Annotated in this window: 7 protein-coding genes and 1 tRNA gene; 4 read left to right on the top strand and 4 right to left on the bottom strand. The window is 56.3% G+C overall.

Annotated features, from left to right (window positions below; translation table 11 throughout):
• The 3 genes from B4F73_RS07460 to B4F73_RS07450 all read left to right on the top strand — a co-directional run.
• Positions 1-281: hypothetical protein (locus tag B4F73_RS07460; protein ID WP_290482895.1), on the top strand; the 281-nt coding region annotated here is incomplete at its 5' end.
• A complete protein-coding gene (locus B4F73_RS07455) occupies positions 278-487 on the top strand; it encodes a DNA gyrase inhibitor YacG (protein WP_206990518.1) in 210 nt (69 codons plus the stop codon). The genes B4F73_RS07460 and B4F73_RS07455, both read left to right, overlap by 4 nt.
• A gap of 57 nt (positions 488-544) precedes the next feature.
• Positions 545-619, top strand: a tRNA-Phe gene (locus B4F73_RS07450).
• A 19-nt stretch (positions 620-638) separates the two neighbouring features.
• Here B4F73_RS07450 and B4F73_RS07445 read toward each other — a convergent pair.
• Together B4F73_RS07445 and B4F73_RS07440 are read right to left on the bottom strand one after the other, a co-directional pair.
• Complete coding sequence (locus B4F73_RS07445; RefSeq protein ID WP_290482894.1) at positions 639-1,271, bottom strand: GNAT family N-acetyltransferase; 633 nt, start codon at positions 1,269-1,271, stop codon at positions 639-641.
• Positions 1,268-1,723 (bottom strand): hypothetical protein, encoded by a 456-nt coding sequence (locus B4F73_RS07440; protein ID WP_290479468.1) that lies wholly within the window; start codon positions 1,721-1,723, stop codon positions 1,268-1,270. The genes B4F73_RS07445 and B4F73_RS07440 overlap by 4 nt, the downstream gene beginning before the upstream one ends.
• Positions 1,724-1,910: 187 nt before the next feature.
• Here B4F73_RS07440 and B4F73_RS07435 point away from each other — a divergent pair, with 187 nt between their 5' ends.
• Positions 1,911-2,861, top strand: coding sequence for a LysR family transcriptional regulator (locus B4F73_RS07435; RefSeq protein WP_290482893.1), 951 nt, complete (start codon positions 1,911-1,913; stop codon positions 2,859-2,861).
• Position 2,862: 1 nt separating this feature from the next.
• Here the strand turns inward: B4F73_RS07435 and B4F73_RS07430 are convergent, their stop codons facing one another.
• Positions 2,863-3,903, bottom strand: coding sequence for an acyl-CoA dehydrogenase family protein (locus B4F73_RS07430; RefSeq protein WP_290482892.1), 1,041 nt, complete (start codon positions 3,901-3,903; stop codon positions 2,863-2,865).
• Positions 3,904-3,907: 4 nt separating this feature from the next.
• Positions 3,908-5,101: an acyl-CoA dehydrogenase family protein gene (locus B4F73_RS07425; protein ID WP_290485011.1), complete on the bottom strand. Its 1,194-nt coding sequence runs from the start codon at positions 5,099-5,101 to the stop codon at positions 3,908-3,910.
• Between the last annotated feature and the right edge of the window lie 4 nt (positions 5,102-5,105).

The raw sequence follows: 5,105 nt of genomic DNA, 5'->3' as shown, positions 1-5,105 counted from the left end.
TCGCGCTGCCTTGGCGCGAAACGCCGCTTCATGAACGCACGCTCGATTCTCGCGGTAACCCTACCGACGAGACACTTGCGCTGACGGGGTTGAGACTATTGGAGCGCACAGCCAAGCAAAATCCGATGCACAAGCTGACCCTTGAATTGCCAGGCCAGGCCAAGGTCTGGCTGGACAAGACGGGTGCGCCCCTTCTGGACAAGCTGTCAGACAAGTATGGTCAACGCTTCACATATCTTGCCTCGACGAAGCCGATGCCCACAGTATATCAGACCGCATGAGTAAACCTGTGTCCCCCAAATCCGTCCAACCGAAATGTTCCCAATGCCGCAAGAATCCTGTCTCTGCGCAGTACCGGCCCTTCTGTTCAAAACGCTGCGCCGATGTCGACCTGAACAAATGGTTGTCTGAAGGATATGCCATTCCAGGCGCACCGGCGGATGTGGCAGATGAGGTGCCGGGTCAAGAGATGTCAGAGGATGACTGAAAACAGCATGGACAAGTTCAAAACCCTTCGTTAGATACCGCGCTTCCCCAGTGGCCCGCCCGGGTAGCTCAGGGGTAGAGCAGCGGATTGAAAATCCGCGTGTCGGTGGTTCGATTCCGCCCCCGGGCACCATTCCAGACTTTCCGCACATTCATGCCGCTTGTTCATTGGATTGCGATCTGGCAACCGAGGTTTCCAGAACACCGGGTTCGTCCCATGCACCCTCGGGGCGGATGATGCGGTAAGGGTCTTCTTGCATTCGCAGCGCTAACGGATGGCGGGGAATTGGGATTTCGATCTCGCGATACTCGTAATCCGAGAACCAGAAAGCCGGCCGACCCTCAATCAAACGACATTTGAAGGTTCGGGACCAGACCGGCCAGAGGCGCGACTGAATTTGGCCAATCATCCTCTCATACCCTTTACGCGAAACTATCTCGAAACCGGTTGCCAAGAGTACGCGCAATCCGACGCGCCCGCGCTCACACGGCAGCAAGGCGATCCGTTCCAGCTTCGCAAACTCCGCGAACCAGCGAATGCGTAATGTCCCGACCGGACGCCCTTTCGCCTTCAGAAGGAGATGTGTTGCGCAGAAGTCGTTGCCGTCAAATTCTTCCTCATATGGACAATCCTGTTCGCTGAGAAAGACGGCAGATCGAATGGCGCTGATCTGATGGAAACCATCGAGAGTTCTTACAATTTCTGTTGAGTATTCGAGATAAGCTTCAGGCGGCACGCGGCGGAGAAGCACAGACTCTCCGATCTTGTTTTGGATCTGGCTCATGATGTCTGGTCCAAAACCGTCTGGAATGGCGGCTGGATAAACAAATCTGGGAGCCCCCCTTCAAATTCTTGAAACCCCAAGCTCAACATGGAGCGCCGTCCGTCCTCCGTGGCGCCTCGCGCATAGGCGGGAAACACACCGAACATTTCCACACGAAGAACAGCGGACGCCGTCATGATTTTTTTTCGCGCTTCCCGCGAACTGCCCGCATAGACGCCGACATAAAATGCCGCGATATCCTTGCCCTGCGTTGCCAAATGCTCAGACGACGGCGCCGCAGGCACATAAGAACCATTCCTGACGGCAGCTTCGCCTTCCGCAGATAGCGGTATGGTCAGGAAAATGCCGTCAACCGGATCTCCCGTCACCCATGCCGTCATACCGGTTTGAACGTTCATCGCCGAAATCGCATCGACTGACGCTAGCTTTCCGTCAATCAGCGATTCCGCCATGGAAATGGCGGCTTGGAGTTCGTCGCGGTCTGCGAGCCGAAACCCAAAATCTCTTGCCCGCGCAGCAAGTACCTCAGGTTCAATATCCGCCCTTGCCCTATTTCTAGCCTGAGTTGCATTCATGAAAATTCTCCATTATATGGTTAATTTTCATGACATGAATTTGGGCGGGTGACTTCAGCACAAAATGAAACGGGGGCTTTCACACGCGCAAGGCAGTCAAGGCTCTTTCGATCAGTTTGACTGGGACCGGTTGAGAATCTTCCGCGCGGTGGCACGGACTTGCAGTATGAGCGCTGCCGCATCCCTGCTTGGCGTCTCATTGCCAACGATCAGCCGCAGGATAACCGAGCTCGAATCCACGCTGCATACAGAGCTATTCAGGCGGAACCACACGGGGGTAATCCTGACGAAGGCGGGAGACGCGCTACTGCGACACGCCGACCTTGTCGCGGACACGATCGAAGCCGCTCAGAACGAAGTCTGTAGTGCAGCAAATGATTCAGGAACGCACATCCAGCTTGTCTGCAGTGAGGCGATAGCTCTTTACTGGATCGCACCTCGTCTTGCGCAGTTCCAACTGAGCAATCCCGATACGATCGTCGATCTCACAATCAGCGATTCACCATCTGATTTTCACGACCTGGCGGGAGACATCGCCATTCAGGGGCTGCAACCAACCGAGTCTGACCTGATGGTCAGTCGTATTGGCAGATCGCACTATGCCGGCTTCGTATCGGCCGAATGGGAAAAGGATCACGCAATGCCATCGTCACTATCCGACCTGGCAAGGAGAAAAGCTCTTGTCCATAGTCCCTACTCTGAACTTCTTCAGATATCTGGAAACAGCTTCCCGGGTCTCGACATGATGCGCCGCATGAACACATTGGAGACAATGGTATCATTCTGCAAGTCCGCAATAGCGCCAGCCTTGTTACCTACCCACATAGCTGATCGTTTTCCCGATCTCGTTGTATGTCCGGCGCCTCGGTCTCCTGCGATAGACATCTGGCTCTACCATACGCCACGCGTCAGAAAGTTAAAAAATGGAGGTTGCTTTCTGGAGTGGCTCCACCACATTTTCGCAGCCGACCAAAGCGAATGGTTCCGCCAAGTTGATGTCACGCGTATGTGCTAACCTATGCGACCAGCCCCTGCTGCTGGGCAGCCAGTTCCCTGAGCGCCATTGGCGACCCCATGATCTGGCGGTTTACACCAATTCGCTTGTACCAGTAATGCAGGCCAACGAGATCCGTGAAGCCCATTCCGCCATGTACTTCCGTAGACGTTTTGGCAATGAAGGTTCCGACTTCTGCCATATGCGCCTTGGCGAGAAACGCCATCGCTAGCGCTTCATCATCCTCAACGTCCAACGCATGAGCGGCGTGCCATATCAACGCGCGTGCAGGTTCAAGTTTCGCCGCCATTTCAGCGCAAAGATGCTTCACCGCCTGAAAAGAGCCAATCACGCGACCGAACTGCTGGCGATCCCCCGCATAGGCAACGGCCTTGTCCAACATGCATTGGGCGGCACCGAGCGTGTCAGCGGCAAGAAGAATGCAAGCTACGGCGAACGTCTTTTCGATTTCGGCTCCCGTAATTTGCTTCTCGAACGAGGTAATTGTGACCTTCGAAAATTCACGCGTACGGTCGATCGTCTTGACCTGTTCTGCAGAACCGGCCCGACCGATCCGGACCGTGTCATTCGCCAGAAAAAGCAAGTGAGTCGAACGCGCGACGTCCATGGCCATGAGTGATGCCCCGGAGACGGCCTCGTCACGAATCGACAGGCCAGAACCATCCCGTCTCGAAAGAAAATCGTTAAGGGCTATGCCGAAGCGCGCATCGTTGTTCGCAATGTCGTTCAGAATGCTGGAACCAGAGTCACGCAACGCATAGGCTGCGACAGAGTTCGATAAGAAACGTGCGGGAACAATACCGTATCCGAAGCACTCCTGGACAAGGGCCGCGTCGAGCACACCGAGCCCCGACCCTCCATCTTTCTCCGGCACAAGTAGCCCATCGAGACCCAGCGCGGCCAGATTAGCAGCAAGCGTTTCAGCGACTTGGATTTCGCCCTCTGCAATCTGGCGAACAAGATCGAGCGACACTTCTTCGGCGACGAAGCGGCGAACGGTTTCCTGCAACATCACCTGGTCTTCTGAGAGTCCGAATTCCATTGATTTAACTCCTCGCCAGCCGGGGTTCGCGCGGCATGCCAAGCCCGCGTTCCGCAATAATGTTCTTCTGAATCTGAGCCGTACCGCCACCGATGATCAGTCCGAGATCATACATGTAGCGCCACTGCCAGGCCCCGCCGGACCTCAAATGCTCGCCCTCCTCATAGAGGATGCCAAGTTCGCCCAGCGCATCGATGGCCAAGGCCGCAATCTGGTGATTGAGTTCGCAGCCCTGAAGCTTCACGACCAGGCCTGCCAGCCCCGCCGCCTCGCCCTTGAGCCTGTTTGTTGTGATCCTCAGCCCATTGGCCTGCATGGCGTAGACTTCGGCCTGCAGCGTCATGAGCCGATCACGCAGCACCGGATTGTCGATCAGGCGTTGCCCGTTTACGGTTTCAACCTTCATCAGCTCGACCAGTTCGATGAACCGGGCCTTGGTGGCATTCGGGTCCCCCAGCATGCCCCGCTCGTGAGTGAGCGTTGCGTTGGCGACTTGCCAGCCCTTATTCACCTCGAACACGACGCCGCTTTTCGGCACTCGTACATCGGTGAAGAAGACCTCGTTGAAGTTTGCCGAACCGGTCATATCGACAAGTGGGCGTACTTCGATGCCGGGCGTATCCATCGGGAACAGGATATAGGTGATGCCATGATGCTTCTTGGCATCCGGATCAGTTCGGACGAGACAGAACATCATGTCGGCCTGGCGCGCCGTGGAGGTCCAGATCTTCTGACCATTGATGACGAAGTCATCGCCATCCTCGACTGCGCGCGTGCGCAGCGCCGCAAGATCAGATCCCGCGCCCGGCTCCGAGTACCCTTGGCACCAGATCAGCTCTCCCTTGAGCGTCCGCTCAATGTACGCCTCTTTCTGTTCCGGTGTTCCGAGTTCAAGCAATGTCGGCACCAGCATCGAAATGCCCTGACCGGCGAGCGGCCGTGGCACCCCGGAACGCGCGAACTCTTCGGCAATGATCCGGGATTTCAGGATATCGGGCTCGGCGCCATACCCGCCGTATTCGGTGGGAATGGTACGCGCCGTCAGGCCTTCCCGGATCAGGAACTCCTGCCAGGCGAGACGTTTCGGATGCTTCAGGCCTTTGTCGTCAGGGCCCGGCGCAAGATGGGCGTTGGCTTTCAGCGTTTCTGCGACCTGGTCACGAAACGCGGCGTATTCGGGGCTCAATGTCAAATCCATAAGC

The sequence above is a fragment of the Hyphomonas sp. UBA3601 genome (genome assembly GCF_002375605.1).
Taxonomy (GTDB): Bacteria; Pseudomonadota; Alphaproteobacteria; order Caulobacterales; family Hyphomonadaceae; genus Hyphomonas.
Note: the sequence above shows the minus strand (reverse complement) of the source record. Positions and strands in the feature narration are given on the sequence as shown.